32 protein-coding genes and 1 riboswitch are annotated in these 25,009 nt (G+C 46.5%); of the genes, 25 read left to right on the forward strand and 7 right to left on the reverse strand.

Annotated features, from left to right (window positions below; all coding sequences use genetic code 11):
* Positions 1–270 precede the first annotated feature (270 nt).
* The 11 genes from LPW40_RS02425 (at position 271) to LPW40_RS02475 (ending at position 10,990) form a co-directional block, all read left to right on the forward strand.
* Positions 271–873, forward strand: coding sequence for a superoxide dismutase (locus LPW40_RS02425; RefSeq protein WP_230820639.1), 603 nt, complete (start codon positions 271–273; stop codon positions 871–873).
* 197 nt (positions 874–1,070) lie between these two features.
* Positions 1,071–3,170, forward strand: a complete 2,100-nt coding sequence (locus tag LPW40_RS02430; RefSeq protein WP_230820640.1) for a peptidoglycan D,D-transpeptidase FtsI family protein — start codon at positions 1,071–1,073, stop codon at positions 3,168–3,170.
* A gap of 141 nt (positions 3,171–3,311) precedes the next feature.
* On the forward strand, positions 3,312–4,385 hold the full coding sequence (locus LPW40_RS02435) for a phosphate ABC transporter substrate-binding protein PstS family protein (protein ID WP_230820641.1): 1,074 nt from the start codon (positions 3,312–3,314) through the stop codon (positions 4,383–4,385).
* Between the two features lie 68 nt (positions 4,386–4,453).
* Complete coding sequence (gene pstC / locus LPW40_RS02440; protein ID WP_413775986.1) at positions 4,454–5,380, forward strand: phosphate ABC transporter permease subunit PstC; 927 nt, start codon at positions 4,454–4,456, stop codon at positions 5,378–5,380.
* Positions 5,381–6,259, forward strand: coding sequence for a phosphate ABC transporter permease PstA (gene pstA, locus LPW40_RS02445; protein WP_230820642.1), 879 nt, complete (start codon positions 5,381–5,383; stop codon positions 6,257–6,259).
* 25 nt (positions 6,260–6,284) lie between these two features.
* Entirely contained in the window at positions 6,285–7,127 is an 843-nt protein-coding gene (gene pstB / locus LPW40_RS02450) for a phosphate ABC transporter ATP-binding protein PstB (protein WP_413775987.1), read from the forward strand.
* A gap of 1 nt (position 7,128) precedes the next feature.
* Positions 7,129–7,773: a phosphate signaling complex protein PhoU gene (gene phoU / locus LPW40_RS02455; RefSeq protein ID WP_230820644.1), complete on the forward strand. Its 645-nt coding sequence runs from the start codon at positions 7,129–7,131 to the stop codon at positions 7,771–7,773.
* Positions 7,774–7,867: 94 nt separating this feature from the next.
* On the forward strand, positions 7,868–8,425 hold the full coding sequence (locus LPW40_RS02460; RefSeq protein WP_230820645.1) for a 5-formyltetrahydrofolate cyclo-ligase: 558 nt from the start codon (positions 7,868–7,870) through the stop codon (positions 8,423–8,425).
* Between the two features lie 3 nt (positions 8,426–8,428).
* Entirely contained in the window at positions 8,429–9,850 is a 1,422-nt protein-coding gene (locus LPW40_RS02465; protein ID WP_230820646.1) for a rhomboid family intramembrane serine protease, read from the forward strand.
* Complete coding sequence (locus LPW40_RS02470; protein WP_230820647.1) at positions 9,834–10,034, forward strand: YqgQ family protein; 201 nt, start codon at positions 9,834–9,836, stop codon at positions 10,032–10,034. The genes LPW40_RS02465 and LPW40_RS02470 overlap by 17 nt, the downstream gene beginning before the upstream one ends.
* Positions 10,031–10,990 (forward strand): ROK family glucokinase, encoded by a 960-nt coding sequence (locus LPW40_RS02475; RefSeq protein ID WP_230820648.1) that lies wholly within the window; start codon positions 10,031–10,033, stop codon positions 10,988–10,990. The genes LPW40_RS02470 and LPW40_RS02475 overlap by 4 nt, the downstream gene beginning before the upstream one ends.
* A 52-nt stretch (positions 10,991–11,042) precedes the next feature.
* Here the strand turns inward: LPW40_RS02475 and LPW40_RS02480 are convergent, their stop codons facing one another.
* Together LPW40_RS02480 and LPW40_RS02485 are read right to left on the reverse strand one after the other, a co-directional pair.
* Positions 11,043–11,771, reverse strand: coding sequence for an SDR family NAD(P)-dependent oxidoreductase (locus LPW40_RS02480; RefSeq protein ID WP_230820649.1), 729 nt, complete (start codon positions 11,769–11,771; stop codon positions 11,043–11,045).
* A 65-nt stretch (positions 11,772–11,836) separates the two neighbouring features.
* Entirely contained in the window at positions 11,837–12,076 is a 240-nt protein-coding gene (locus LPW40_RS02485) for a DUF2759 domain-containing protein (protein ID WP_230820650.1), read from the reverse strand.
* A 92-nt stretch (positions 12,077–12,168) separates the two neighbouring features.
* On the opposite strand from LPW40_RS02485, the gene LPW40_RS02490 reads away from it, so the two are divergent.
* On the forward strand, positions 12,169–12,798 hold the full coding sequence (locus tag LPW40_RS02490) for an MBL fold metallo-hydrolase (protein WP_230820651.1): 630 nt from the start codon (positions 12,169–12,171) through the stop codon (positions 12,796–12,798).
* 40 nt (positions 12,799–12,838) lie between these two features.
* Here LPW40_RS02490 and LPW40_RS02495 read toward each other — a convergent pair whose 3' ends face one another.
* A complete protein-coding gene (locus LPW40_RS02495) occupies positions 12,839–13,078 on the reverse strand; it encodes a DUF2626 family protein (protein WP_230820652.1) in 240 nt (79 codons plus the stop codon).
* Between the two features lie 228 nt (positions 13,079–13,306).
* Here LPW40_RS02495 and comGA point away from each other — a divergent pair, with 228 nt between their 5' ends.
* The 8 genes from comGA to gcvT all read left to right on the forward strand — a co-directional run bounded on the left by comGA (position 13,307) and on the right by gcvT (position 18,718).
* The gene (gene comGA / locus LPW40_RS02500; protein WP_230820653.1) at positions 13,307–14,299 is read left to right on the forward strand and encodes a competence type IV pilus ATPase ComGA; all 993 of its coding nucleotides are present in this window, start codon (positions 13,307–13,309) and stop codon (positions 14,297–14,299) included.
* Entirely contained in the window at positions 14,262–15,317 is a 1,056-nt protein-coding gene (gene comGB / locus LPW40_RS02505; RefSeq protein ID WP_230820654.1) for a competence type IV pilus assembly protein ComGB, read from the forward strand. Before comGA ends, comGB begins: the two co-directional genes overlap by 38 nt.
* A gap of 32 nt (positions 15,318–15,349) precedes the next feature.
* Positions 15,350–15,670, forward strand: a complete 321-nt coding sequence (comGC, locus tag LPW40_RS02510; RefSeq protein ID WP_230821058.1) for a competence type IV pilus major pilin ComGC — start codon at positions 15,350–15,352, stop codon at positions 15,668–15,670.
* Positions 15,639–16,079: a prepilin-type N-terminal cleavage/methylation domain-containing protein gene (locus tag LPW40_RS02515; RefSeq protein ID WP_269063173.1), complete on the forward strand. Its 441-nt coding sequence runs from the start codon at positions 15,639–15,641 to the stop codon at positions 16,077–16,079. The genes comGC and LPW40_RS02515 overlap by 32 nt, the downstream gene beginning before the upstream one ends.
* Positions 16,036–16,341 (forward strand): hypothetical protein, encoded by a 306-nt coding sequence (locus LPW40_RS02520; RefSeq protein WP_230820656.1) that lies wholly within the window; start codon positions 16,036–16,038, stop codon positions 16,339–16,341. Before LPW40_RS02515 ends, LPW40_RS02520 begins: the two co-directional genes overlap by 44 nt.
* A 40-nt stretch (positions 16,342–16,381) precedes the next feature.
* Positions 16,382–16,732, forward strand: a complete 351-nt coding sequence (locus LPW40_RS02525) for a ComGF family competence protein (RefSeq protein WP_230820657.1) — start codon at positions 16,382–16,384, stop codon at positions 16,730–16,732.
* Between the two features lie 164 nt (positions 16,733–16,896).
* Positions 16,897–17,394: a shikimate kinase gene (locus LPW40_RS02530; protein ID WP_230820658.1), complete on the forward strand. Its 498-nt coding sequence runs from the start codon at positions 16,897–16,899 to the stop codon at positions 17,392–17,394.
* 82 nt (positions 17,395–17,476) lie between these two features.
* Positions 17,477–17,564, forward strand: a riboswitch (glycine riboswitch).
* 71 nt (positions 17,565–17,635) lie between these two features.
* Positions 17,636–18,718: a glycine cleavage system aminomethyltransferase GcvT gene (gene gcvT, locus LPW40_RS02535; protein WP_230820659.1), complete on the forward strand. Its 1,083-nt coding sequence runs from the start codon at positions 17,636–17,638 to the stop codon at positions 18,716–18,718.
* 46 nt (positions 18,719–18,764) lie between these two features.
* Here the strand turns inward: gcvT and LPW40_RS02540 are convergent, their stop codons facing one another.
* From LPW40_RS02540 to LPW40_RS02555, 4 genes are all read right to left on the reverse strand, one after another.
* A complete protein-coding gene (locus LPW40_RS02540; RefSeq protein WP_230820660.1) occupies positions 18,765–19,175 on the reverse strand; it encodes a rhodanese-like domain-containing protein in 411 nt (136 codons plus the stop codon).
* Positions 19,176–19,309: 134 nt separating this feature from the next.
* Positions 19,310–19,531: an SA1362 family protein gene (locus tag LPW40_RS02545; protein ID WP_230820661.1), complete on the reverse strand. Its 222-nt coding sequence runs from the start codon at positions 19,529–19,531 to the stop codon at positions 19,310–19,312.
* Positions 19,528–20,436, reverse strand: a complete 909-nt coding sequence (locus LPW40_RS02550; protein ID WP_230820662.1) for a DUF1385 domain-containing protein — start codon at positions 20,434–20,436, stop codon at positions 19,528–19,530. The genes LPW40_RS02545 and LPW40_RS02550 overlap by 4 nt, the downstream gene beginning before the upstream one ends.
* Positions 20,437–20,456: 20 nt before the next feature.
* Positions 20,457–21,023, reverse strand: a complete 567-nt coding sequence (locus LPW40_RS02555) for a hypothetical protein (protein ID WP_230820663.1) — start codon at positions 21,021–21,023, stop codon at positions 20,457–20,459.
* A gap of 102 nt (positions 21,024–21,125) precedes the next feature.
* On the opposite strand from LPW40_RS02555, the gene LPW40_RS02560 reads away from it, so the two are divergent.
* The 5 genes from LPW40_RS02560 to LPW40_RS02580 all read left to right on the forward strand — a co-directional run bounded on the left by LPW40_RS02560 (position 21,126) and on the right by LPW40_RS02580 (position 25,006).
* On the forward strand, positions 21,126–22,181 hold the full coding sequence (locus tag LPW40_RS02560; RefSeq protein ID WP_230820664.1) for a M24 family metallopeptidase: 1,056 nt from the start codon (positions 21,126–21,128) through the stop codon (positions 22,179–22,181).
* 23 nt (positions 22,182–22,204) lie between these two features.
* A complete protein-coding gene (gene efp, locus LPW40_RS02565) occupies positions 22,205–22,762 on the forward strand; it encodes an elongation factor P (protein WP_230820665.1) in 558 nt (185 codons plus the stop codon).
* 94 nt (positions 22,763–22,856) lie between these two features.
* On the forward strand, positions 22,857–23,288 hold the full coding sequence (gene accB, locus LPW40_RS02570; protein WP_230820666.1) for an acetyl-CoA carboxylase biotin carboxyl carrier protein: 432 nt from the start codon (positions 22,857–22,859) through the stop codon (positions 23,286–23,288).
* A complete protein-coding gene (gene accC, locus LPW40_RS02575) occupies positions 23,288–24,634 on the forward strand; it encodes an acetyl-CoA carboxylase biotin carboxylase subunit (RefSeq protein ID WP_230821059.1) in 1,347 nt (448 codons plus the stop codon). Before accB ends, accC begins: the two co-directional genes overlap by 1 nt.
* Positions 24,635–24,655: 21 nt before the next feature.
* Entirely contained in the window at positions 24,656–25,006 is a 351-nt protein-coding gene (locus LPW40_RS02580; RefSeq protein ID WP_230820667.1) for an Asp23/Gls24 family envelope stress response protein, read from the forward strand.
* Positions 25,007–25,009: the final 3 nt, after the last annotated feature.

The following is a 25,009-nucleotide window of genomic DNA, read 5'->3' on the forward strand; positions in this document are numbered from 1 at the left end:
TCCTCATATAAATACTTTCTTAAATCATTTGTTATTATACTAAATATAACATTGAATTGTAACCGTAACGAATCGTTTAACTCAATCTTTACCAAATTTTAAAGGACCATGATGCACATCTCATGCAGTATTTCAGCAGCTCCGGCCGGTAATGTTTATAAAAAACCATACGAAGGTATGATTATGATGGAAGCTGAAACAATTCATTTGTTATTCTAACATTGAATTGTTATATTTAATATGTAAAATCTTATTGGAGGGGAATTAACTATGGCTTTTGAACTACCAGAATTACCGTATGCATATGATGCATTGGAACCACACATTGACAAAGAAACTATGGAAATTCACCATTCTAAGCACCACAACACGTACGTCACCAAATTGAACGATGCAGTGGAAGGAACGGATCTTGAATCCAAAGATATCGAAGAGGTCATCAAGAATCTGAACTCTGTACCTGAAGATATCAAGACTGCAGTACGCAATAATGGCGGCGGACATTACAACCACTCATTATTCTGGGAGATGCTGACTCCTGATTCTTCCGAGCCGAGCGGTGACGTAAAAGACGCCATCGAATCAAAATTCGGTTCATTGGATGCTTTCAAAGAAGAATTTGAAGCAGCCGGCGCAGGTCGATTCGGTTCAGGCTGGGCGTGGCTGGTCGTCAACAACGGGGAACTTGAAGTTGTGTCTACACCGAACCAGGACAACCCGATCACTGACGGCAAAACACCGATCCTTGGTGTGGACGTGTGGGAGCACGCATACTACCTCAAGTATCAGAACAAACGTCCTGAATACCTCAAAGCATTCTGGAACGTTGTTAACTGGGAAAAAGTGAACGAGCTTTATAAAGCTGCTAAATAATATTAAATTGTCATGGACGGGGCTTGGGCCCCGTCTTTTTTTATATCTATAAACGGCCTCCTGTGATAAAATGACGTTAGTATTTTTGTATTAAGGAATGAAGTCCAGTGAGAAGAGCTAAAGTTAAAAGTTTGGAAGCCATAAACAGGCAGACTTTAAGGGCCAGGATAAATATCATCATTTCAGTCATATTCTTTTTGTGCCTGATATTGATCTTCAGACTGGGATATCTGCAGATTGTGCAGGGTGATGAATACCAGGAAGAGATTGAAAATGCCCAGTATGTCGAGATCAACCAGAGCGTGCCGCGCGGCGAAATCTATGACCGAAACGGGAACCTCCTTGTCGGCAATGAGTCGAGGCCGGCGATTTATTTTACGAGGCACAGAAATATGAGCACATCTGAAATAATGGATGTGGCAGTCGAATTAAGCGAGTACATACAGATGGATATAGATACCATTTCACTCAGGGACAAGCAGGATTTCATCATCAACAATTATCCTGATGAAGTCAGCACTTTGATGAGTGATGAATATACGCTGCTCCAGGACGGCAATATCAGCAGGGCGGATTTCAATGAGGAATTCTACAACAGGGCAGACGAGGACTTCGTCGATGATATTTTATCCGAGGAAGACCTGAACACCCTTGGCATATACGTGGAAATGGTGAATGCGCCGGAACTGAACCCTGCCATCATTAAAAATGAAGATGTGACGGAAGAGGAGTTCGCGAGCGTCAATGCAGCACTCGATGACCTTGAAGGCATCTCCACAGGCATGGACTGGGAGAGGTATTACCCTTACGACAATACGCTTAAAACCATATTCGGCGAAGTCTCTTCACCGGATGAAGGCCTGCCGAGGGAGATGCTTGAGGAATATCTGGCCATGGGCTACTCCCGGAATGACAGGGTCGGGAAGACCTACCTCGAACTTCAGTATGAAGATGTACTGAGGGGTAAAAAGGAACAGGTCAAGTATTCGACCGACAAGTCAGGTAAGATCATCGGACAGGAGACGGTGGAGAGCGGTGAACCGGGAGATGATCTGTACCTCACCATCGATATCGAACTGCAGCTTGAGCTGGAGGAACTTGCGGAACATCATCTGTCGTCCCTAAGGGAACTTGCTGAAGGTGTCAATGCGAGGGATGCGGTGACAGGAAGCATCGATTATACGATCATCCCGGAATATCTCGACACGGTGCTGCTCGTTGTCCAGGACCCGAACAACGGTGATGTGCTGGCCATGGTGGGTAAGCAGATCAACGAGGACGGGGAGATCGTCGACTTCCATTACGGGACGTTGACTTCGACATTTGTGCCGGGATCCTCGATCAAAGGTGCCACTGTAGTGACCGGCTATCAGGAAGATGTACTCGAAGCAGGGGAGGTCATGCTGGATGAGCCGCTCCGTTTCAGCGGAGACAATCCAAGGACTTCCTTCTTCAACCGGAACTCACAGATCCCGATCGATGACCAGGAGGCGCTGATGGTGTCCTCCAACGTCTATATGTATAAGATCGCCCTGAGGCTTGCCGGACTGGAGTATGCCGAAGGCATGTCACTGCCGCACGATATTACGGCAGCGGGGCAGACACTCAGAAACGGCCTGAACCAGTTCGGGCTCGGTGTTTCCACAGGCATCGACCTGCCGAACGAGGCAACGGGGCTTTCACCGGATTTCGGACAGTATCCGGCCAGCAACTATTTATATTTATCAATCGGGCAGTATGATACATACTCGGCCCTGCAGCTGAGCCAGTATGTGTCGACGATAGCGACCGAAGGCAAGCGGATGGAACTCAATCTCGCAAAAGAGGTGCGCGGCAGCAATGCCAACGATGAAGGGCCGGTTTTGAAGACTTTCAACCCGAGGGTCCTGAACAATGTCAACATCTCGGATGATGAGTGGCAGCAGGTGCATGACGGTTTCTATGATGTGTTCAACACCCATGACCAGTCGACGGACCGTTACGGGACCGGCTGGGATGCATATCACGAACTTGAGCCGAAAGCTGCCGGCAAGACCGGGACGGCGGAAACATTCAAAGACGGCAATGACGTCTTCAACCAGACTTATCTGGGGTATGCACCTTATGATGATCCGGATATGGCCTTTTCGGTCATATTCCCGAACATGCCGTACACCATACCATTCTTCCCTGCACAGTATTTCGGTGCGGATGTCGTCAATAAGTTTTATGAAATTGAATACGGCCAGGAGGAGAAAGCGCCTTTCGACTACGACCTCGACTGGTTCTATCCACAATTGGAATACGGGGACTACTGACCTGCCAGATATGATCTGGCAGGTTTTTTTATTCCCCGAATTTACATAAACTTTACAATTCGTTCATTACACATTTACATTCAACCGTTATTGTATATATGTAACAGCAGTTACTACATTGACAATTGGAGGAATTTTAGTATGAAGAAGAGCTTGTTTCTTACGGCTTTGCTTATGAGCTTGATGTTCATTCTTGTTGCCTGCGGTGGCGGGAACGGAGAGTCGGAAGAGGAGACTTCAGAGGAAGCGTCCACTGAAGAGTCGACAGATGAAGAAAGTGCTGAAGAAGGATCGGCGGACGAAGAATCCACTGAAGAAGAGGGTTCTGAAGATGAAAGTGCATCAAACGGAAACGGCCTTGCCGTAACGGGTGATGTCAACGAAGAAGACGACCAGATCGTCGGTGAAGGTTCATCTACAGTATTCCCGATACTTAACGTTCTTGTTGAAGATTTCAACGCTGAATACGGCATTCCTGTCGAGCTCGGCGGCAACGGAACCGGTTCAGGTTTCAGTGCATTGATCGACGGTTCGGCACAGTTTGCGAACGCTTCACGTCCGATTGCCGACGAAGAGCAGCAGCAGCTTGACGATGCGGGTGTCGAGGTCACGGAAATGCTGATCGCCACCGATGGCCTGACTGTTGCAGTCAACCAGGAAAATGATTTCGTCGATTCACTGACTTTCGATGAACTGAACACGATTTACAGCGGTGAAGCTTCAAGCTGGTCCGATGTGCGTGAAGATTTCCCGGACGAGCCGATCACTGCTTACGGTCCGGACCAGTCTCATGGTACACACGATTTCTTCAATGAAGAAGTGATGGATGAAGAAGGTGTTGAAGCTGAACTCATCCAGGATACCAACCAGGTCGTTTCTTCTGTAGTCGGTGATCCAAACTCAATCGGTTTCTTCGGTTATGCTTTCTACCTTGAAAATCAGGATACGCTGAAAGCAGTACCGATCCAGGGGCCTGAAGATGAGGAAGCAGTTGAACCGACAAACGAGAATGTCATGACTTTTGAATATCCACTTTCCCGCCCGCTGTACTCTTATGTAAGCAACGAGGCTCTGGAAAATAATGAAACGCTTCATACATTCTTTGAATTCGTAGTAGTGAATTCAACTGAAGCTGCTGAAGCAGTCGGATATGTTCCACTTGAAGAAGATGCTCAACAGGAACAATATGACAAGCTGCCAAATACCGGGAACTAATCAGAAACCAGTATCATACTATCGGACGGGAGACCTTTGCCCGTCCTTTTTGACTGAAAGTGAGGCAAATCATGAGTAATTATAATATACAAGAAATGATTCAAAAAAATAAATCCAATAAAGGTGCGGTCGTTGAAAAATCGATTCCTGTCATACTATTCCTTATTACATCTGTATCCATTTTAGCGACCATCGGCATCCTTTACACGCTGATCTCCCAGTCACTGGAATTTTTCAGCAGAGAATCATTCATGACATTCATCACATCCGCCAACTGGAGCCCGTACGGGGCAGAGCCTGAGTTCGGAATCTGGGCGCTGGTGATGGGCACCATGAAAGTGGTCGCCATCGCAACGGTTTTTGCGGTGCCTGTCGGCCTCGGCGCGGCGATCTACCTGAGCGAATATGCGACAGAGCGCGTCAGAAAGATCATAAAACCGATCCTCGAAGTGCTGGCGGGTATTCCGACAGTGGTGTACGGTTTCTTTGCGATCAACTTCGTGACGCCTGTACTTCAGTCGATCTGGCCTGAGATTTCATTATACAATGCCATCAGTGCGGGCCTTGTCGTAGGCATCATGATCATCCCGATGATTGCGAGCCTGAGTGAGGACGCCATGAGCTCCGTACCAAACTCAATGCGTGAAGGTTCACTCGGCATGGGTGCGACAAGGCTTGAAACGACGTTCAAAATCGTTTTGCCTGCCGCTGTATCGGGCATCATCGCCTCTATCGTCCTTGCAGTTTCAAGGGCGATCGGTGAGACGATGATCGTCTCCATCGCAGCGGGAAGTACCCCGAATGCAAGTCTTGACATTACATCATCACTCCAGACGATGACCGGCTTCATAGTGCAGATCACTTCAGGTGATGCGGCATACGGATCATCTCTTTATTTCAGCTTATTTGCAGTGGGAATGACATTATTCGTAATGACATTCACAATGAACATCATTTCGCAGTGGATAACGAAGCGGTACAGGGAGGAATATTAAATGCAGCTCATCGATAAAAATGTAATCGCGAAAAAACGTTCCGGCCGACTGACGCTGAACAATGCCATGAAGTGGATATTCTTCCTCTGCACCATGGTCGGCTTGATTGTACTCGTGACACTCATCGTGGATACACTGATGGATGCCGTCGGCTATCTGAACATGGATTTCCTGACGAATTTCAGTTCTTCCAGGGTTGAATCAGCCGGATTCTACGGGGCGATCATCGGTTCACTCTGGCTGATGTTCGTGACCGTGCCCGTTGCGATTTTCCTGTCTGTGGCGACTGCACTCTATCTTGAAGAATATGCACCGAAAAATAAAGTGACGGATTTCATCAAGATCAACATTTCGAACCTCGCAGGGGTGCCTTCAGTGGTGTTCGGCCTCCTCGGGCTTGCGATTTTCGTCCGTGCAATGGCGATGGGGAACTCGGTGCTCGCTGCAGGGCTTACACTCGCATTGATGATCCTCCCGGTCATCGTCGTCTCATCACAGGAGGCGATCCGGTCAGTGCCTTCAACTGTACGTGAAGCATCCATCGGCATGGGTGCGACAAAATGGCAGACGGTATCAAGGATCATCCTGCCGGCGGCAATCCCCGGCATCATCACGGGTATCATACTGGCAATATCACGTGCAATCGGCGAAACGGCACCACTCGTCGTCATCGGTGTACCGACGACACTGCTCGTGACGCCTGACGGTTTCCTGGATTCCTTCCAGGCGATGCCGATGCAGATTTATGCATGGATCAAGATGCCGCAGGAAGAATTCCAGTATTTGGCGGCAGCGGGAATCATAGTGCTGCTTGCGATACTGATTTTGATGAACTCGGTCGCAATTTTCATCCGCAATAAATTTTCAAGACGTTATTAATTTGGAGGGAACATAAATGGTAAATATAATGGAAGCAAACACTATCACAAAAAATGCAGGCACAGCTGTGCTGGAGGACAGGGCGCATACGGGGACACAGGAAAGTGCCGAGCGGAAGCCTGTTTTCAAGACGAATAACTTCAACTTATGGTACGGCGATAACCACGCTCTGCAGGACATCAATCTCAGGTTCAACCAAAATGAAGTGTCTGCGATCATCGGCCCGTCGGGCTGCGGCAAGTCGACATTCGTCAAAGCGTTGAACCGCATGGTCGAACTTGTGCCGATCGTCAGAACCGAAGGTGAGATACTTTACCGTGACCAGGATATCTTCAACCGTAAAATGACCGTTGAAGAATTGAGGACGAAAGTCGGCATGGTCTTCCAGAAGCCGAACCCGTTCCCGAAGTCGATCTATGATAATGTCGCATACGGTCCGCGTGTACACGGGATTCGTAAAAAGAAGATACTTGATGAAGTGGTTGAGAAAAGCCTGCGTGATGCGGCAATATGGGACGAGGTCAAAGACCGCCTGAATGAAAATGCGTACGGCTTATCAGGCGGGCAGCAGCAGCGCATATGCATCGCAAGGGCGCTTGCCACTGAACCGGATGTCATCCTGATGGATGAACCGACCAGTGCACTCGACCCGATTTCAACGACGAAAGTCGAAGACCTCATGCATGAGCTGAAGAAGAACTACAGCATCATCGTGGTCACACACAATATGCAGCAGGCGGCGAGGGTATCCGATACGACGGCTTTCTTCTATCAGGGCTACGTGGTTGAACACGATGACACAAAAGTCATCTTTGAAAACCCGAGGGATCAGAGAACTGAAGATTACGTTTCCGGAAGATTCGGGTAATATGTCCTACAGGGAAAAATATACAAACGACCTCCAGTCCCTGGTCAATGAAGTGATAGACCTCGGCCATATATGCTATGAGCGTCTGCAGGGGGCGACAGGCCTGCTCAGCAGGGAGGACATCACCCCGGCAAGGGAACTGGTGGCGGGCGATAAGGAAGTCAACAGGCTGGAATATAACATCAACTCACATGCCGTTACACTGATCACGACACAGGCACCCGTCGCAACGGATACACGCATCATCATCTCAAGCATCAAGATCGCCTACGACCTTGAGCGGATCAGTGACAACATCAGCAACCTCGGCGAAGTGAGGAAACGCGTGAAAATCACGAATGAAAAGCTGCTGCTACGCCTGAGCACGATGGAGCAGCTGGCTTCCCTGATGCTGAAGGACGTCTACACGGCTTATCAGGAGCAGGATGCTTCGCTGTGTGAGGAAGTTTATGAACGGGATAAGGATATCGACAGCCTGTTCGTCCACGTCACCACTTCCGATATATTCGAGGAGACGGATTTGTTCATCACCGGACAGAGCCAGCTTTGTGCGAAATATCTGGAGAGAATCGGTGATCATGTCAAGAATATCGCCGAACATGTTTATTTTGTTCTGACCGGTGAAAAGATCGAAAAACTGGATTAATCATTTATAAAAGTATCCTTAAGGATACTTTTATTTTGTTTTTAAGTTGTATATATTTATAATTGAGTCATATTAAAGAAAGTGGGGATTATGAATGTCTAAAAAAGAATCAAGGAAACAGATGATCGAGCGCCTGTCCAATCTCGATGAGGAATATAAGCAGCAGCAGGAAAACGTGTTGAAATCCGAGCTGCTCGACTATATCAAAGGAAATGACTTCAAATCAGTGGGGATAGTGCTGTCAATGCCTCATGAGATGGATACCGACAACATCATCCTGAGCCTGCTTGATGATGGCATAGAGGTTTATAACCCCGTCTGCGACTACAAGGAAAAAGTCATGAATTTCTATCCGTTCACCACCATGGATGAAGTCAAAAAAGATGAAAAAGGTATCAGGATACCACCGGTGACGACCCCATACAATGACTTCGACCTGGTCGTCGTGCCGGGCCTCGTATTTGATGAAGAAGGCTACCGCATCGGATACGGCGGCGGGTTTTATGATAAATTCCTGAAAGATTTCAAAGGGCATAAAGTTTCGGTCATCTTCGAAGAGCAGTTCGGTGAAGTAGAGAAGGAAGCGCATGACATCCCGGTGGACTTCATCATCACGCCCGAAAGAAAACTGAATGCCGAAGCGGGTCGTTGATGAATGGCTGAAATATGGAAAACCGCCTATGAAGTCATCCGTTTTACAAACTACTCGTTCTTCAACCATGATGATTACAACAATATCATCTGGCTGAAGGATGAAGGCACCCGGACGATGATGCTCATCAATGACGGGACGCTTTCGGCGGAGAGGCGGCAATTGCTGACAGAGAATATAGTGAACCGGCATATGGAGTTCTCAAGGCTTGCCGGATACAATGTCAAGAGCTTCAAGGTGTATTATGAAGGGCCTGAACCCTTCAAGGAGAAGATCAAGGATGACGGGGTCAAAATCACCCACAGAGGCATGACCAGCTACAGCAGCCTGATCAACCATCCTTTCTACAGGCTCGAGATGCATCAGAAAACCAAAAAGACGGAAAATCACTATGCCAGGAAAGTGATGTCCGCCCATCCTTTGGAATCGCACTTGACCAAGTATACGCCGATGACTTATCTTCTGATTGCCATCAATGCAGTGCTCTTCCTGATCAATGCCTTTTACATCAATATACTGGGCTCATTGGAGATGGTGGACCGGCTGGCTGTGAGCCATCCTGCCGTAGCGGGCGGCGATTACCACCGCCTGCTGACCAGCACATTCATGCACAGCGGCGTAGAGCATTTCCTTTTTAATATCACGGCATTATTCGTACTCGGTAAGTTTGTGGAATCATTATACGGTAAGTGGCGTATGCTTCTTACATACGTATTGACGGGTACACTTGCCAGCCTGTTTTCCCTGATGTTCCTCACTGATGCCGTCTCTCTCGGTGCCAGCGGGGCAGTATACGGGCTCCTCGGGGTGATTGTGGTGCATCTCCTGCTCAATAAAAGCCTGGGCTATAAACTGCTCTCTCAAGTTGCACTGGCATTGGTCGCCATCGCGGTGCTCTCTTCATTATTCAGCAACGTCAATCATTATGCGCATCTCGGGGGCCTCATCTCCGGGCTGCTGCTCGGGGTGCTCTATAATCCGTACAGGCTGCAGATGAAATGGTATCTCGGGGCAGCCGCAGCGGTCATTGTGATGGTTGTGGTTCCGCTTTTTTTCATCGTCAACAGCGGGGACGGGGAACAGCCGATGGACACGGCAGCGCTCGAAGCGATTGGAGATGGAGAGTACGAAGAAGCGCTCGCCATCGTGAACCGGACTTTTGCCGATGGTGACGGGACCGGAGTCACTTACTTCGCCCTCGCTTCGCTGTATGAACGTGCAGGGGAAGATGAGAGGGCCCGGGAATACTATGATTTGAGCTACGAAATTGCACCGGAGAGCGAAGTGGTCGCCAAACACCGTTTGATGGAGCTGCGCAAATATCGCCAGTTCGAGGAAATGCAGGCCGTGGCAAGCCAGCTGGATGACGTAAGCGACCCCGAACTGCAGCTGATCATTGAGGAGCTAAATGGAATTGAAGAATGATCTGACATATATAAATGACATACTGTTGCGTTTTGGAATCTATGTTTACGATCGGGACATGGTCAACAGGCTGATGCTGATGAAGATGGAGATCCAGGAGCTTCACAGAAACGGGCTGATAACGAAGGAAGAGTATTTGAATTCCATTTTGATCATCAATGGAAGGATGGCTGAAGAAAAATGATTTTAGCAGCAGATATAGGCGGGACGACATGCAAGCTCGGCATATTCGATGCCTCCCTGAAACAGGTTGAAAAATGGCAGATTCCGACGGATACGAGCCGTGAGGGGAGTGGCATACTCGAAGCGGTCCATATGTCCTTCAAACAAAAACTTGAGGAATCGGGGCTGGGTTACGGCGACTGCCGGGGTATCGGCATCGGTGTGCCGGGCCCCGTGGATTTCAGTACGGGCATTGTGAATGGTGCGATCAACCTGAACTGGCGGACGCATAAAAATATCAGGCAGGAGTTTGAACGCTTCAGCGGCATCCCTGCCGTGGTGGATAATGATGCAAACCTCGCAGCCCTCGGCGAGCAGGCTTTCGGGGCAGGAAAAGGCCATGGCGACGTCGTCATGCTTACACTCGGCACCGGGGTGGGGGGCGGCATCATCGCAGGCCATCACCTGGTGCATGGTGCACACGGCAGTGCAGGGGAGATTGGCCATATGAAAGTTGCAGTGGGAGAGAACTTCAAATGCAACTGCGGCGGGACCGGCTGCCTCGAATCCGTGGCTTCAACGATCGGGCTTAAAAACCTTGCTTTGAAGTACTCCGGAGATTTTGAATCATCAGCACTCAAGACGCATATCGAGGACGGCAGCCTGAAAGCCATCACGGTTTTTAAAAATGCGGAGGCCGGAGATCCGCTCAGCCTGTTCCTTGTGGACAAAATGTCATTCTATCTCGGGGTCGGGATCAGCAGCCTCGCATCGCTGACGAACCCTTCGCACATCATTATAGGCGGAGGTCTGAGCCGGGCGGGAGATTTTCTGCTCGGCAGGGTGCGGACTTATTTTGAAGAATATGCCTTCCCCCCTGCAGCAGAAGGCACTGAGATCGTACCTGCAGAACTCGGTAATGATGCGGGGATATACGGCGCTGCAAAAATAGTGGCGCAATATACCGGTCATAAATGAATAAAGACTGCCCTCCGGTGATGAATGTATCACCGGAGGGCAGTCTTTATCTTTATAGAAAGTCGCTGATGCTGAAGCTTTCGCTGAAGGCGAAGTTATCCGACGTGATCACACGTTTCAGCACATAGGCGACGGTCTTTTTATTGTACAGTTTATTGGTTTCCTTATACTTCTGAAAACGGGCGACGTCAGGGAAATCTTCTTCTTCCGAAGCCCTGATTTCCTCCTGCATATCCGTATCGATGACCCCGGGCCTGAAAGTCGCACTGAAAATCGGATATTTCAATCTGTCCATTTCAAGTCTCAAAACGTCACTGACCATGTTCACGGCTGCTTTCGAACTGCAGTACGCGGCCCATCCTTCAATCGGATTCAGTGCGGCACCGCTTGAAACTGTGAGGATCCTCTTTGCACCCTGATGGTCTTTGAAATGGTTGACGAACCCTTTCATGAAGAGCGCAGGCGCCAGGACATTGACCTTATAATTATTCAGGAAGCTTTCAGCATCTATGTTTGCGACAGATTTCACCGGGTCGACGATTCCGGCATTATTGATCAGGAATATTTCATCGCCGGACTCGGGATCAATGGAGGAGAAAATTTCGTCCACGGACTGCTCCAGCCTGCCCTCATCAAGGAAATCGATATGGAAAATCTTATGTAAAGGGTAGTCCGTCTCCACTTCGCTGCGTGAAATGCTGATGATCCTGTCTTCCTGGAACATCTCAAGTAAAGCATTGCCAAGACCTCTGGATGTTCCCGTAATGAATACATATCTCATTCAAGTCACTCCTTATATAATATAAAAAAAGAGATTAGGATATCCTAATCTCAATGATTTACAATTTAAACTCCGAGTTCCGGATAGCCGTATGTAAGTATTGTAGCCACCGTAAAGAAACCGAATGTCAAAGTTGCGGCTATACTGAATACAACAGCCAGTATATTTCTTGCTCTAAGTGCACCGACGATGCCCCAGATTGAAAAGGCAGTGACGATGACCATCAGCAATGCGAAAGCATTCAGACCGATGCGGATCGTGACGCCGCCAATTTCAAATAACTCTCCTGTGTCTAAGAAAGGCATAGTATTTTAACCCCCCATATTTCTCTTTAAGCTCATTGTTATTGTATAATTAATATTGTACCATGTCTAGAAGAATTTTAGGGAGTGGTTATATGAATGTGAAAACTTTATCGTTGGGAATGCTCGGCACGAACTGTTATGTGTTGTCAAACGAAGAGGAAGTGCTGATCATCGACCCTGCAGCTGAGGCTGAGGTGATTTTCAATGCTGTGGAGGAGATTGGACTGCCGGTGTCGGCCATCCTGCTGACCCACGCACACTACGATCATATCGGCGCATTGGATGCAGTCCATGAGAAGTACGGGGTGGACGTCCATATGGGCAGTGAGGAAAGGGAATGGATCAGGGACCCTGAACTCAACATGTCCGCAAAACGCGCTTCCATGGGCATCGAGCCGATTGCGAGTGAGATCAGCCCCGTCATTTTGAGTGAAGGGCCGTATTCCATCGGCAGCTTCAACTTTGAGATACTACATACGCCCGGACATTCCCCCGGAAGCATGAGCTTTTATTTCAGGGATGAACAGAAGATATTCTCAGGCGATGTACTGTTCAATGGCGGTGTCGGAAGGACTGACCTGCTTGAAGGCAGCTTTGATGTGCTGAGGCGCTCGATCAAGGATAAACTTTTCCGGCTGGAGGACGACACGGTGGTGTATCCGGGTCACGGCATGGAGACATCGGTGAAGCATGAAAAAGCGACAAATCCGTATATATATTAATAAAAAAGGTTCAAACCCTCGGGTTTGAACCTTTTTTGTCTTAGCCGAATGACGGCTCCATAATAAATGTCGTGTAGTATGTAAATCCAACGAAGAAGAATACAAGATAAGCTGCAAATACATACATATACATTCTCTCTGTCAATTTCATATATCCGAGTAGGACGAAGAATCCTGTCTGTGCAAGGAAGAATAAAGACATCATCATCATATCTCCCACGTAGAACAGAATGGTAAACATCGCTGTCCAGAAACCTAAAGTTTTAAATACCTTATCCATAGGAACAGTCCTTTCATCGAGGTGATAGTTATAAACATTTCATCACTATCAATTATAAGTAAAGAATTTAGTAAAGTAAATAGGCTTTATATTAAATCTGCTGTCAGTTAATTACATAATACTATAATCACCCTCAATTATATAGAGAGAATCGGAAAAATTGCCGAATTAACTCAGAAAAGATCAAAAAGCGAGTTTATTGGCATATATATAGTAGGAGGGTTATTTATGAAAAATAAAATTATCGATATTTTGGAGAATGCTAAAAAAGGCCAGGCGACGGACATCCATATCATCCTTGAAAGCGACTGCGGAAAAATAAGGTTCCGGCAAAAGGGCATAATGAAAGATTTCATGGAAATCACAAAAGATGAATTCAAGCGTATAGTGAATTACTTAAAATTCATAGCTGAACTCGATATCAATGAACATAAGATCCCTCAAAGCGGAAAGACGGCCATGCAGGTGAACGATGAGGAGCTGGCAATCAGGGTCAGCACATTGCCTCTCACCTTAATGGATGAAGTCGTCGTCATCAGGATTTTGGGTTCCCTGGCAAAGCGGCAGGCCGGGTCCTTATTTTTAAATGACGCCGAATTCGACTTCTTTAAAAAATACATGCAGTTATCCCAGGGCCTCATCCTGTTCACGGGACCGACCGGCTCCGGGAAATCCACACTTATGTTCAATCTGCTCAATGAAATCATAAAGGAAGGCACACGCCAGGTGATCAGCATTGAAGACCCGGTGGAATATGAGATTGACGGCATGGTGCAGGTGGAGATCAACGAAAAAGCGGATATATCCTATGCACCTTTGCTTAAGGGTGCCCTGAGGTGTGATCCGGATGTGTTGATGTTCGGGGAGATCAGAGATAAGACGATTGCAAGGGAATTGATACGCGCCAGCCTCTCAGGCCATCTTGTATTCAGCACATTCCACAGCAAGTCGGCCATCAGCACCCTCAGCAGACTGAAGGATTTCGGTCTCTATGACGAGGAATTGAAACAGAGCATCTCCCTTATCGTCAATCAGAGAATCCTTCATTCGGATGCTGAAAGTTTCATCATATATGAGTTTTTAACTGCACCACAGATTAATGATTACTTGATGGGCAGGCCGGTGGAGTACACGAGATTAAACGACCGGCTCATCTCATTAAAAAAAGAAGGTTATCTTAATCATGAAAAGTTCATTTTTTACAGCCAGAAATTCCAATAAACTCAAGAATTACGATGCCCATTTCCTGTTGAAATTGAGTGCTCTGATGAACAGCGGTTTTACGATGTACAATGCATTGAAGTTTTTGCTCGAACAGTATGATGTCCTCAAACAAGGCACTAAAGAAGAGGCAGGGCGGATGATAGACGAAGGGGAAAAGCTCAGTGAAATTCTGAAAGTACTGGGTTTTGGCAAATCCATCATCATGCAGATCACTTTTGCCGAAATTCATGGAGAGATGATAAATAATTTAAAAGAATCATCGCTTTATCTGGAGAACAGAAGGGCGACAGCTTCGAAGCTGATCAAAGCGGTTCAGTACCCGGTGGTGTTGATCAGCATATTCATAGTCATGCTGATCGTGCTGAACTATACCGTCATCCCTCAGTTCCAGTCTCTGTATGTATCAGTCGGAGCTGAAGCAGATGGGGTGGTCAGCATACTTACGCTCCTGCTGGAAATTCTGCCCGGCGCAGTGATGATTGGATTGACGGGGGTTGCCGCCCTTGCATTTCTCATTTATGTCATCATCAAATATGCACCTGTTGGAGGTCAATTGAACATCCTGCTCAAATTTCCCCTTGTGAAGTTCTATGTAATGAATTATCATACTTACCGTTTTTCCAGGGAATTCGGATATTTCATCAATAACGGACTTGAAGTGAAAGAGATTATAACATTGTTTAAAAACCAATCTTTGAGCGTCCACTTAAGTTACATCGCTTCACTTATCGAAAATGATCTGAACCGGGGGGATTCCCTCTCTGTGGCTGTCAGCCATATTCCCGCCCTTGACGATAAGCTCGCAACGTTCATCAGTCACGGGGAACTGAACAGCGAAGTCGGTAAAGAACTGATCATTTTCAGTGAATATACGCTTGAGAAGATAATCATGAGAATTGAAAATTTGACCAAAAAAATACAGCCGGTGATATTCACTGTATTGGGTGCCCTGATTGTCTGCCTTTACCTGGTGATCGTTCTGCCCATATTTCAGATGATGTCGGTCGTCGGTTAAAAAATGGAGGATTTAATATGAAGAAATCATTTATGAAAAAATTCTTTAAAGAGGAAGACGGGTTCACATTGATAGAAATGCTTTTGGTGCTTCTCGTCATTTCAGTACTGATTATACTCATCATCCCAAATATTGCTGCCCAAAGTTCGAATGTGCAGGACACGGGGTGTGACGCACAAGTGAAAATGGTCCAGAGCCAGGTGGAAGCATATACGTTGAACGAAGGTTCGGACCCTGCAAATATCGGTGCGCTCGTCACTGGCGGATATATAACAAGTGAACAGACCACTTGTGCGAACAATGTTCAAATCGTGGTGACAAATGGTCAGGCACAACGGGCAGCAGGGAACTGACGGATTTACAATGATGGAAATGATGCTGACACTGGCAGTCGTCAGCATCATTTTGCTGATATCCGTGAGCGCACTTCCCGACTATGATGTACTGAACACAGATGATGAAATCAGCAATATTTCCTATTTCTTCAAAGCGGCACAGACCAAAACGATATACGAGGAGTCCGCCCATATCGTCATGATGGATCATGAGAACAACCAGTTGATTGCAAGGTCTTCGGATGGCAGCGATACTTACGTTTATGCCCTGACTGCCTGCCGGTTGTCTGCCAGCGGGTTGAAGAGATTCATGTACATTGCTTCAGGAGACACAAACGCTTTTGGGAGAGTGAATTTGAAATGCGGGGGGGAGGATGTGAGTTTTGTGTTTCAAATACAAAAGGGCCAGTTCAGAATCGAAAGATGAAGGCTTTCTGCTTGCTGATTCGTTATTATCACTGATGATGCTCGGCATCATCACCAGTATACTCCTGCCTGCCTTGATCATTTTGGTGCAGTATGACATCAAAACGAAAGAACAGCTGGAATTCAGCAGGCAGTTGTTCCTTGATCTGAAAGCATATGAAGATTTCGATGAATTCAAGACCGGAAATGAAATATACATTATCAGACAGGATGAGATATGTGAGAAATCGAATGAAGATTTATGCCTCCGCTACCAGGAATGAGGGTTTCAGCTATATTGAGGTGTTATTTTCTCTCTCAATCATGAGTATGATTGCATTTATACTGCCCGGTGTGTTTGGTGTCTTCTCCCAGCTGAAGATGGTGGATGCAAATCTGGATGGTGATATACTTGTCATGGATATCATCGAAGTTTCAGAGGCTGCAGAAGAAGTCGTTACGAATGGAAGGGACATGATCGCTTTCGAGACAGAAAGAGGGCTTGAAGAATACAGATACCGTGATTCAAGGATCATCAAGAGCATTGACGGCAAAGGCTTCATCACCATGTTGTTCGACGTAGTGGAGTGGAAGATCTCAAACGAGGAGGAAGCGGTGAGTATCAGGATAAAAACGAATGGGGAATTTGATGAAACGATTATTATCAGAAAATGACGGCTTTATCAGTTTTTCACTTTATATAGTGTTGATTTATTTGATTACCCTGTACTTTCATTTTTATAATAGATATATGATGATCATAGAGATCAGGACAAACCTGATATTGACTTATGAAAACTCTATCCATCAAATAATCGGAATAAGGTGAAACAATGATTTTGACAGGTTTTATGGGCAGCGGCAAGACGACTGTCGGCAAAAGGCTCGCGGAAAGACTGGAGAAAGAGTTCATCGATCTCGATCATTACATCGTTGAAAGTGAAGGACGGCCGATCCCTTCGATTTTCGAATTGGAAGGGGAGGCGGGTTTCAGGGAGATTGAAAAGGAATCGCTGAAAAAAATCATCAACAGCACTGATGCCGTCATCTCGACCGGCGGCGGCATCATTACATATGAGGAATCGAGGTCCCTCCTTAAAAATAACGGACATCACACGGTATATTATCTATCCGCACCTTTCGATGCATTATACGACCGCATCAAGGATGATGAAAACAGACCGATGCTGAAAGGGGGATACGATGCGGCAAAAGCCCTCTATGAGTCCCGCATATCTCATTATGAGTCGGCGTCCCATTATGCGGTTGACGCCTCACTCTCAGTGGAAGAGACGGTTGAAATCATAGCAGATCTCGAAAAAACGGCGGGAGAATAGTTTAATTGGATGTATTACTTGCCTACCAATTCTCATTATTGGTATAATGCAGTAGTGTACAGAATAACAGTTAAATCAGCGTATGATCAATACTGGAGAGCACGTTGAATCGTCGCCGAAGGAGCAAGCCGCCAGGTGAATCTCTCAGGCAAAAGAACAGTATTGTGACGCAATCCTGAAGATCATTCAACAGGGCAACTGGGCAGTTGTTCTGTTTTAACTATTTTAAGGAGGAATATCAATGGCAGAATTGAAAAAAACACCGTTGAAAGAGTATTATCATGAAAGTGGTGCGAAACTTGTGGATTTCGGCGGCTGGGAAATGCCGGTCCAATTCTCAAGCATCAAGGAAGAGCACAACGCAGTAAGGGAAAACGCTGGAATATTTGATGTCAGCCACATGGGTGAAATCAAAGTTTCCGGTAAAGAAGCTGTGGAATTCCTGAATCATACATTGACAAATGATATTACCAAATTGACTGATGAAAAAGCGCATTACACTTTCCTTTGTAATGAAAAGGGCGGCGTCATCGATGACCTCGTCGCGTACAAAATCGGTGAAGATGAGTATCTTCTTGTAGTCAATGCGGGCAATACTGATGCGGACTTCGAATGGTTGAATTCAATCGAAGGCTTCGACGTGAAGGTTGAAAACGTTTCTCCTGAATATGGCCAGATTGCTGTTCAGGGTCCAAATGCAAGGGAAATGGTGCAGAAGCACGTTGAGGAGGACATCAGCGGCATCAAGATGTTCGGCTTCAAAAAGGATATCTCAGTCGCTGGCAAGGATGTCATCCTTTCCCAGTCAGGCTACACAGGCGAGGACGGCTTTGAGATTTACTGTAAGAGCGAAGATACTTTAGATCTTTGGAAACTGTTCAAAGAAGAAGGCGCAGTTGAATGTGGCCTGGGTGCCCGTGACACTCTAAGACTTGAAGCAGGCCTGCCGCTCCACGGTCAGGATCTGACTGAAGAGATTACACCTATCGAAGCGAAAATGGGCTTTGCGGTCAAGCTCGATAAAGGTGACTTCATCGGTAAAGATGTACTCCAGAAGCAGAAAGAAGAGGGCGCATCCCGCAAACTCCAAGGCTTTGAAATCACAGGCAAAGGTATCGCACGTACAGGTTATGAAGCGTACGACAAAGACGGTAACCAGGTCGGTGTCGTGACAAGCGGTACGCAGTCTCCGGCTTCAAAACGTTCAATCGGCTTTGTGATGGTCGATACCGACTTCCACGAAATTGACAAAGAATTCATCATCAAAGTAAGAAACAAAGATGTGGAAGCCAAGTTCGTCAAAACACCTTTCCACAAAAACTAAATCAATGCAGATAAAAAAGCAATTCTCCGAAACTGGAGAATTGCTTTTATTTGTTTTTGGATTTTATTTTACCGGTCCATTTATTGATGCCGTTCTTCAACATGTATATATCCGTATATCCTTGTTTCCTCAGCATCCTTGCAGCCCTGATGGAAAGCCTGCCGTTCTGATCATATAGATAGATCGGTTTATCCTTCCTGAGTGAATTCATTTTCATGGAAAAGTTCATCATCGGGATGTTTCTTGCTCCGATGATATGCCCGTGCTCGAACTTTTCCTTTTCACGCAGGTCCACCACCTGCACTTTGCGCATATTCTGTTTAAATTCATCTTCTGACAGGGCTTTGACGCTCTTCATGTTCCGAAGCCCATTTATTAATAATATTGCTATAAGTACAGCCAATATGATTAATATTATTAACCAAGTGTCCACTTCTTGTCCTCCTCGTAAATTCATGCATATCTAATATTATAATTAACTTCGGCCTACTTTTAAAGGGTAAAGTGATGTAAGGCGCACGCCAGAGGGAAAGGGGGGGGGGCGCCGGGCGATGAAAAAACCGCCGGGAGTTTTCCGGCGGATTCATCAAATCACTTTTTCTTTTTGTATTTTCTTTTTGATTTACGCACAGCCCGTCTGTACTGCCTCTGGCTCGGCGTCAATATAAAGAAATAATACACCGCATACAGTACTGCACCGAGTACAAGGATGAATATCAATGAACTGACGATCATATTCAGCACCATATCAAGATTGAACAACAAACCGACAATTGCGATTGCTATAAATAAATATAGAAGAATCTTCTTCAAGCTTTTTCCCTCCGTACGAGTTGATTGAATGAATGGATCGCAACCTCGACCTGATCATCGTGAGGCTGTTTCGTCGTCAAATACTGCAGCCACAATCCAGGGAGACCGAGCCATTTGAGAACCGGTATATCCCTCAGCTTATTGGTCAGCTGCAGCACTTCAAAGGATAATCCAAGAACTACCGGTATGAGGAGTATCCTGTTGATGATCCGCACGTAGAATGGATCGACAGGAACGAACATGTAGACGACGAAACCGACCAGGACTGTGAAGAGTATGAATGAGCTCCCGCACCTGTAATGAAGCCTCGAGCTGTTCTGTACATTATCGACCGTGAGGGGCTTATCCGACTCATATGCATTGATGACTTTATGTTCCGCACCATGATACTGGAAGAGCCGTTTGATCATCGGCGTAAATGATATCGCATAAATATAGCCGAGCAGGAGCAGCAGCTTGAAGAACGTCTCAAGCGCAACCTGGCCGAAATGTCCGGTGATGATGCCTGAGAACATTTCCGCAACAAATACCGGTATGAGCGTGAAGAGGAATTTACCCACCAAGAAGGAAAGTATTGCGACGATCACCGTAGAAACGACGATTTTGGCCGTATTGGCGGACTGTTTTTCCGATTCGATCTTTACATCATCCTCAGGATCCCTTTCAAACCGGTCCGTGGCATATTCCATGTGTTTCATCCCGTATACGGTCGATTCTATAATTGCCACATTGCCTCTCAATATTGGTATCTTCTTTAAATTCTGGATCCATTTCTTCTGTGGGCGTTCCATTTCAAAATATTCTATTTCATCGTTCGTCCTCCGTATCGCAGTCACCATATTGCTGGAGGACTGGAACATAACACCTTCAACGACTGCCTGGCCGCCAAACTTTGCTTTTTCCATAATTTACGCCACTTTCCTCGTTAATAAAATTCACTGACATCATTCAGGGCGGAAATGCCTTCTTCAATGATGCTCAAATTGTTGTCTTCTGCACCATTTCTGATGGCTTCAAGGGCCTGTGGGATCTCCTCATGAGCCAGTTGGATGGAATTGTGCCTTCTCATCAAAGTCTCATTCAATTCAATGTCACTGACTTCCGATTCATAAGTGCTGATGGTATCCTCAATGTTCCGGATGATGGACTCAATGTCATCATCCGCTTCATCGACGTCCCCCTCCTGCCGGATTTCTTCAATCACAGAACCGAGAGCTTCCAGTTCTTCGGTCAGGGAAGCGGAATAATCCTCAATGACAGTTATGTATGCCTGGACATTCTCATCACTCTGTGAAGTTTCAGCCTGGGAAATTTCATTTTCTATAATTTCAAGTCTCTGTTTGTTTCTTTCGAGCTCCACTGTTTCTGTCTGCAGCACTTCCACGAGCTCTTCCTTCTGCTGTTCGGCAGAAGCAAGTTCCTCTTCGGGCGACGGACCGCCGCATGAAGTGAGAATAAATATAAATGTACTTATAAACAATAATTTTTTCATACGCTGACTCCCTAACATCATTTTATTATTTTAACATGTTATGTCATACTTATAAATGAAAAAGGATCTTAATTACTGTAGAATACATTTTGAGGTGAAAACATGATTAAAATCGATAAAGTTCGCGCATTGATCGATTCCGAAGGGATTGACGGCCTGCTCGTGATGAGTGATTACAACAGGAGGTACCTTTCCGGTTTTACAGGATCAAGCGGGGCCGTGATCATTACGAAAGATGAGAAGTATCTGATATCAGATTTCAGATATGATGCCCAGGCACGGGAACAGGCACCGGATTTCGAATTCGTATTGCAGAAGAAGGGCCTGCTGGATTTCCTCATTCAATTCATGAAGGGGAAAAATTTGAAAGTCATCGGGTTTGAAGGGGCTCATGTAAATTATAATACATACAGCCGGCTTCAGGAAAATTTCGAACTGACACCTTTGACGGATGAAGTCGAGAAGATCAGGATGTACAAGACGTCGGATGAACTTCAACTGATCAGGAAAGCATGTGAAATTGCCGATGAATCATATGAATTCATCCTGAAGTATGTTCAGTCCGGCATGACTGAACTCCAGGTGAAGAATGCGCTTGAAAGCCATATGACCAAACTGGGGGCAAGCGGTGCAAGCTTCGATACGATTGTGGCCAGCGGCTACAGAGGTGCACTTCCGCATGGGGTGGCGTCGGAGAAGATCATTGAGACCGGTGATATGGTCACATTGGACTTCGGGGCGTATTATAAAGGATATGCTTCCGACATCACGCGGTCATTCGCAGTCGGCGGTGTCAGCGATGAAATGGAACGCATATATAATATCGTTCTCGAAGCACAGCTGAAGGCACTGGATCATGTCAAAGCCGGCATGACGGGGGCGGAAGCCGATAAGGTGGCAAGGGATGTCATCACTGAACACGGCTATGGCGAAAACTTCGGCCACTCCCTAGGACATGGCTTCGGACTGGAAGTCCATGAAAGACCGGCTCTTGCAAAGAGCAGTGATACGGTGCTTGAAGAAAATATGTGTGTCACGATCGAACCGGGCATCTACGTTGAAGATCTCGGCGGTGTCAGAATCGAGGATGACTGTCTGGTCACCGGCACGGGTCTGGAAAAACTCACCTACAGCTCAAAGGAACTGTTCATTTTATAATATAATAATAGGAGGAAGACTAAATGATATCAGTAAATGACTTCAAAACAGGTTTAACGATAGAAACGGACGGCGGCATATGGAGGGTCACGGACTTCCAGCACGTCAAGCCCGGAAAAGGTGCGGCGTTCGTACGCAGCAAACTGAAGAACTTGAGAACCGGTGCCATCCAGGAAAAGACTTTCAGGGCAGGCGAGAAAGTCGGACGGGCGCAGATTGATAATATGAAGATGCAGTATCTGTATGCGGATGGAGACAGCCATATATTCATGGATAATAATTCATACGAGCAGGTGGAGCTTCAGGCTTCCCAGCTAAAGCACGAACTGCAGTTCCTGAAAGCGAATATGAATGTGACCATCATGATGTATGGCAATGAGACGCTCGGCGTTGAACTGCCGAAATCGGTGGAGCTTGAAGTGACTGAAGCAGAGCCCGGCATCAAAGGCGATACCGCTTCGGGTGCTACCAAAGCGGCGACGCTCGAAACCGGCATCACCGTCCAGGTGCCGCTGTTCGTCAACCAGGGGGACAGCGTGATCGTCAGCACCGAAGACGGGTCATACTTGTCCAGAGCATAAAAGCAGAGAACTCTCTGCTTTTATTATTTTCACTTGAATTGGTATGACCACTGAAGTAGAATTATAGAAAGAAATTTTCTTAAGGAGTATTGCTATGAACTTTGATGATCTTGATAAATTAATTGAACGCATGGAAAAAGCTTCCCTGTCCGAAATATCCTATAAGGATGGCGAAGTCGATATCAAACTGAAAAAAGAAATGCAAAAAGAAGTGGTGCAGACGCCTGCCCAGCCCGCACCGGCCGCTCAGCCCGCTGCCAAGGCTGCTGAAGCTGCTCCGGCTGAAAAAGACGGCGTGCTTGTGAAAGCGCCGATGGTTGGAACTTTCTACAAAGCACCTTCTCCTGAATCCGATCCATTCGTCAGTGTCGGAGATAAAGTGACGAATGACAGCGTAGTCTGTATTTTGGAGGCCATGAAGCTCTTCAATGAAATCCAGGCAGAAACTTCCGGTGAAATTGCAGAAATTCTCGTTGAGGACGGGGAAATGGTTGAGTACGATCAGCCATTGTTCAGAATAATATGATTAAAAAAGTACTCGTTGCCAACCGCGGAGAAATTGCAGTAAGGATCATACGTGCATGCAGTGAGCTTGGAATTGAATCTGTCAGCATCTACTCAGAAGCGGATAAGGACAGTCTGCACCGGAAGATTGCAACTGAATCCTACTGCATCGGCCCGAAACTCTCAAAAGACAGTTATCTGGATATGATCAGCATCATCACGATTGCCAAGAAGACCGGCTGTGATGCGGTACATCCGGGTTATGGATTTTTAGCGGAGAACAGCGACTTTGCAGAAATGTGTGAATCATCGAACCTCATCTTCATCGGTCCGATGTACGAGACGATTTCGCTGATGGGTGTCAAAGACGTGGCTAAAAACACTATGGAAAAAGCCGGCGTCCCGACAGTGCCGGGAAGCGACGGTGTCGTCCAGTCGATTGAACATGCGATGGAAGTCGCCGGGGGTGTCGGTTATCCGGTCATCATCAAGGCGAGCTACGGCGGCGGCGGAAAAGGCATCCGGGTTGCACGCAACGAAGAAGAGCTGATTCAGAATTACAAGATGACGGAGCAGGAGGCCGAAAGTGCTTTCGGTAATAAGAGCCTCTACATTGAGAAGTATATTGAGAATTTCCGTCATATTGAAATACAGGTGCTTGGAGACTATCACGGAAATGTGGTCCATCTCGGTGAAAGGGACTGCACCGTGCAGCGCCGTATGCAGAAGCTTGTCGAGGAGGCGCCGAGCCCGGTGCTCACGGAAGAGAAACGCCGTGAAATGGGTGAGACGGCGGTCAGGGCGGCCAAGAGCATCGATTACATCGGTGCAGGCACAATCGAGTTCATATATGACCTGAATGATGATAATTTTTATTTCATGGAAATGAATACGCGCATCCAGGTTGAGCACCCCGTCACGGAAATGATCACGGGCATAGACCTTGTCAAAATGCAGCTTAAAATCGCCATGAGGGAAGAGATTCCGTTCAAGCAGGAGGATATCAAGTTCAACGGCCATGCGATTGAATACCGCATCAATGCCGAGAACCCTTCAAAGAACTTCATGCCTTCCGCCGGTAAAATCACCAATTACATCACTCCGGGCGGCTTCGGTGTCAGGATGGATACAGCTGCCTACAGCGGTTACACTATCCCGCCATATTACGATTCGATGATCGCCAAGTTGATCGTGCACAGCGATTCAAGAGAGGAAGCCATCAATATTTCCAAAAGGGCGCTTGGAGAATTCATAATCGACGGTATCGACACGACGATCCCGTTTCATATGAATCTGCTCAAAAATGATGACTTCATAACTAATAACTACAACACAAATTTTTTAGCTGAAAATGATATCATGGTATAATGGTACCAAGAGGTGATGTCAGTGAAAATTTCAACCCAAAATTCAAATCTGGGAGTTATCAATATTTCGCCTGAAGTCATAGAGGTCATAACGAGCATTGCAGTGACCGAAACCCCGGGTGTGCACAGCCTGCAGAATAACTTTGCCAGTGGAAATATAGAGAAGCTCGGCAAAAAGTTCCGCGGACGCGGAGTCAGAGTCGACTTGAAAGACGATGAAGTCATCCTTTCGATTTACGTTGCATTAAAAGAAGGTGTGAATGTTCATAAGGTTGCTGAGAATATTCAGTCCAATGTTAATCAGACTCTGCACACCATGCTGGAGCAGCAGGTCAAAGAAATCAATGTTCACATCGTGAACATCATTAAATAGAAG

The sequence above is a fragment of the Salinicoccus halitifaciens genome, assembly GCF_021026095.1.
Taxonomy (GTDB): Bacteria; Bacillota; Bacilli; order Staphylococcales; family Salinicoccaceae; genus Lacicoccus; species Lacicoccus halitifaciens.

Excerpts from the sequence above, each read along its gene's own strand:
- comGB (WP_230820654.1), top strand. The coding sequence starts at position 14,262 with ATGAAAAGTTCATTTTTTACAGCCAGAAATTCCAATAAACTCAAGAAT.
- comGA (WP_230820653.1), top strand. The coding sequence starts at position 13,307 with ATGAAAAATAAAATTATCGATATTTTGGAGAATGCTAAAAAAGGCCAG.
- pstA (WP_230820642.1), top strand. The coding sequence starts at position 5,381 with ATGCAGCTCATCGATAAAAATGTAATCGCGAAAAAACGTTCCGGCCGA.
- LPW40_RS02435 (WP_230820641.1), top strand. The coding sequence starts at position 3,312 with ATGAAGAAGAGCTTGTTTCTTACGGCTTTGCTTATGAGCTTGATGTTC.
- LPW40_RS02485 (WP_230820650.1), bottom strand. The coding sequence starts at position 12,076 with ATGCCTTTCTTAGACACAGGAGAGTTATTTGAAATTGGCGGCGTCACG.
- LPW40_RS02495 (WP_230820652.1), bottom strand. The coding sequence starts at position 13,078 with ATGGATAAGGTATTTAAAACTTTAGGTTTCTGGACAGCGATGTTTACC.
- LPW40_RS02550 (WP_230820662.1), bottom strand. The coding sequence starts at position 20,436 with ATGGAAAAAGCAAAGTTTGGCGGCCAGGCAGTCGTTGAAGGTGTTATG.
- LPW40_RS02515 (WP_269063173.1), top strand. The coding sequence starts at position 15,639 with ATGGTCAGGCACAACGGGCAGCAGGGAACTGACGGATTTACAATGATG.
- LPW40_RS02480 (WP_230820649.1), bottom strand. The coding sequence starts at position 11,771 with ATGAGATATGTATTCATTACGGGAACATCCAGAGGTCTTGGCAATGCT.
- LPW40_RS02540 (WP_230820660.1), bottom strand. The coding sequence starts at position 19,175 with ATGAATTTACGAGGAGGACAAGAAGTGGACACTTGGTTAATAATATTA.
- LPW40_RS02470 (WP_230820647.1), top strand. The coding sequence starts at position 9,834 with ATGGAATTGAAGAATGATCTGACATATATAAATGACATACTGTTGCGT.
- LPW40_RS02475 (WP_230820648.1), top strand. The coding sequence starts at position 10,031 with ATGATTTTAGCAGCAGATATAGGCGGGACGACATGCAAGCTCGGCATA.
- phoU (WP_230820644.1), top strand. The coding sequence starts at position 7,129 with ATGTCCTACAGGGAAAAATATACAAACGACCTCCAGTCCCTGGTCAAT.
- efp (WP_230820665.1), top strand. The coding sequence starts at position 22,205 with ATGATATCAGTAAATGACTTCAAAACAGGTTTAACGATAGAAACGGAC.
- LPW40_RS02460 (WP_230820645.1), top strand. The coding sequence starts at position 7,868 with ATGTCTAAAAAAGAATCAAGGAAACAGATGATCGAGCGCCTGTCCAAT.
- LPW40_RS02560 (WP_230820664.1), top strand. The coding sequence starts at position 21,126 with ATGATTAAAATCGATAAAGTTCGCGCATTGATCGATTCCGAAGGGATT.
- gcvT (WP_230820659.1), top strand. The coding sequence starts at position 17,636 with ATGGCAGAATTGAAAAAAACACCGTTGAAAGAGTATTATCATGAAAGT.
- LPW40_RS02555 (WP_230820663.1), bottom strand. The coding sequence starts at position 21,023 with ATGAAAAAATTATTGTTTATAAGTACATTTATATTTATTCTCACTTCA.
- LPW40_RS02490 (WP_230820651.1), top strand. The coding sequence starts at position 12,169 with ATGAATGTGAAAACTTTATCGTTGGGAATGCTCGGCACGAACTGTTAT.
- accB (WP_230820666.1), top strand. The coding sequence starts at position 22,857 with ATGAACTTTGATGATCTTGATAAATTAATTGAACGCATGGAAAAAGCT.
- LPW40_RS02425 (WP_230820639.1), top strand. The coding sequence starts at position 271 with ATGGCTTTTGAACTACCAGAATTACCGTATGCATATGATGCATTGGAA.
- LPW40_RS02525 (WP_230820657.1), top strand. The coding sequence starts at position 16,382 with ATGAGTATGATTGCATTTATACTGCCCGGTGTGTTTGGTGTCTTCTCC.
- LPW40_RS02465 (WP_230820646.1), top strand. The coding sequence starts at position 8,429 with ATGGCTGAAATATGGAAAACCGCCTATGAAGTCATCCGTTTTACAAAC.
- comGC (WP_230821058.1), top strand. The coding sequence starts at position 15,350 with ATGAAAAAATTCTTTAAAGAGGAAGACGGGTTCACATTGATAGAAATG.